The organism is Paracraurococcus ruber (assembly GCF_004353985.1).
Classification (GTDB): Bacteria; Pseudomonadota; Alphaproteobacteria; order Acetobacterales; family Acetobacteraceae; genus Paracraurococcus; species Paracraurococcus ruber.
This window is the reverse complement of record NZ_SMOA01000695.1, coordinates 1-473: the sequence shown is the minus strand read 5'-3', so window position 1 is coordinate 473 and position 473 is coordinate 1. Positions and strand designations below refer to the sequence as shown.

The following is a 473-nucleotide window of genomic DNA, read 5'->3' as shown; positions in this document are numbered from 1 at the left end:
GGACTGGCGGCGGAGGAAGGTGGGGATGTCGAGCCCCATCTCGTCCTGCTGCGCCCGCGGCGCCTGGCGGGCCGGCGCCGGTTCCGCCTGCAGCTGCGGCGCCACCGGCTCCGGCACGTTGCGGCGCCAGGCGCCGCCGCCGGTCACGCTGCGGAAGATGCTGCGCAGCCCGCCCGCGGCGGTCGCGCTGGCGGACCGCGACTCGGCCGCGCTGGCGACCGGGGCGGGGCGACGCGCCGGCTCGGCATGCGGGGAGGGGGCGGGGGTGGCGATCACCGGGCCGAGCACCGGCTCCTCCTCCAGCGGGACCGGCACCGGGCCGAGAACGGGCGCCTGCGGCTCCTGCGCCATGACGGTGGCCGGGGCCGCGACGGTGGCCGAGCGGATGAAGCCGCCGGGGATGCCGGCCGCGCGGCGCTGCGGCGGCTGCGGCTGCGGCGCCTGGCCGATCACCGGGCGGCCCATGGCGGGAC

The 473-nt window shown here is 81.0% G+C and carries 1 pseudogene; it reads right to left on the bottom strand.

From position 1 onward, the window contains the following. Positions 1–473: pseudogene (locus tag E2C05_RS33870) on the bottom strand (hypothetical protein); the annotation flags it as partial.